We start from the raw sequence: 1134 nt of genomic DNA on the forward strand, positions 1-1134 counted from the left end.
GAAGAAGATTTATCAACTGGCTGACGGTCAGGACCAATTGGTCGTGGACCTGAAGTTCAGCAAGGACGGCGTCAACTACATCAAGCGTTTCACCCTGAAACGTGGCCTGTATGACGTAACCGTTTCCTACCTGATCGACAACCAGAGCGCTCAGCCCTGGTCCGGTGCAATGTTCGCGCAACTGAAGCGTGACGCCAGTTCCGATCCTTCTTCCAGCACTGCCACCGGCACCGCGACTTACCTGGGCGCCGCCCTGTGGACAAGTAACGAGCCGTACAAGAAAGTGTCGATGAAGGACATGGACAAGGCTCAGCTGAAAGAAACCGTCAGCGGTGGCTGGGTTGCCTGGTTGCAGCACTATTTCGTGACCGCATGGATTCCGGCCAAGGGCGAAAACAACGTCGTCCAGACCCGTAAAGACAGCAAAGGCAACTACATCATCGGCTACACCGGTCCTTCGCTGACTGCTGCGCCAGGTGCCAAAGTTGAAACCAGCGCCGTTCTGTACGCAGGTCCAAAAAGCCAGGCTGTGCTGAAACAGTTATCCCCAGGTCTGGAACTGACCGTCGACTACGGCATTCTGTGGTTCATTGCCCAGCCAATCTTCTGGTTGCTGCAACATATCCACGCACTGGTTGGTAACTGGGGCTTCTCGATCATCTTCCTGACCATGCTGATCAAGGGGATTTTCTTCCCGTTGTCGGCCGCCAGCTACAAATCCATGGCGCGCATGCGTGCAGTGGCACCGAAACTGGCCGCGCTGAAAGAGCAACATGGCGAAGACCGGCAGAAAATGTCGCAAGCCATGATGGAGCTGTACAAGAAAGAGAAGATCAATCCACTGGGTGGCTGCTTGCCAATCCTGGTGCAGATGCCGGTTTTCCTTTCGCTGTACTGGGTTCTGCTGGAAAGCGTGGAAATGCGCCAGGCGCCATTCATGCTGTGGATTAYTGACCTGTCGATCAAGGATCCGTTCTTCATTCTGCCGATCATCATGGGCGCAACCATGTTCATCCAGCAGCAGTTGAACCCGACGCCTCCGGATCCAATGCAGGCCAAGGTGATGAAGCTGATGCCAATCATCTTCACCTTCTTCTTCCTGTGGTTCCCGGCCGGTCTGGTACTGTACTGGGT

The 1134-nt window shown here is 54.9% G+C and carries 1 protein-coding gene; it reads left to right on the top strand.

Translation table 11 applies throughout. The features are described 5' to 3' along the window. The coding region (gene yidC / locus AC1DLB_RS30615; protein WP_477786355.1) for a membrane protein insertase YidC at nucleotides 1-1134 on the top strand (1134 nt) is incomplete at both ends.

This window comes from Pseudomonas sp. 05N434 (genome assembly GCF_056396965.1).